The organism is Pseudohalioglobus lutimaris, assembly GCF_002866825.1.
Taxonomy (GTDB): domain Bacteria; phylum Pseudomonadota; class Gammaproteobacteria; order Pseudomonadales; family Halieaceae; genus Halioglobus; species Halioglobus lutimaris.
This window is the reverse complement of sequence record NZ_PKUS01000074.1, coordinates 1-430: the sequence shown is the minus strand read 5'-3', so window position 1 is coordinate 430 and position 430 is coordinate 1. Positions and strand designations below refer to the sequence as shown.

Annotated in this window: 1 protein-coding gene; it reads right to left on the bottom strand. The window is 59.3% G+C overall.

The window, feature by feature from the left end; all coding sequences use genetic code 11:
- On the bottom strand, positions 1 to 430 hold a 430-nt coding region (locus C0039_RS20850; protein WP_133126072.1), incomplete at both ends, for an IS3 family transposase.

The window sequence follows — 430 nt, the reverse complement described above, 5'->3', positions numbered from 1 at the left end:
TGTTTAGGGCTATTCTCCGCTTCAGCAGGTGGTAGCCCTCCGTTGTATTGATGCGGCCGAAGCCAGTTGTAATACCCCATCAGGTAATCGCCGATATCCTGTCTGGCCTCATTCAGTGACGTGTAGCCGGTGGCAGGTACCCACTCGGACTTGAGGCTACGTAGTAGCCGCTCCGTGGGAGCGTTGTCCCAGCAGTTCCCCCGACGACTCATGCTTTGCCGCATGCGGTAACTCCACAGCCGCTGCCGGAAGGCCTCGCTGGCGTATTGAAGGCCTTGGTCAGAGTGAAACAGCACACCCTCAGGGCGCTCCCGGCGCTCGTAGGCCATGTCCAGTGCCAATACCGCCAGATTCGCATTAGGGCGAGTCGATAGAGCCCAGCCGATGGCACGGCGACGATACAGATCCAGCACAACCGCCAGGTAATACC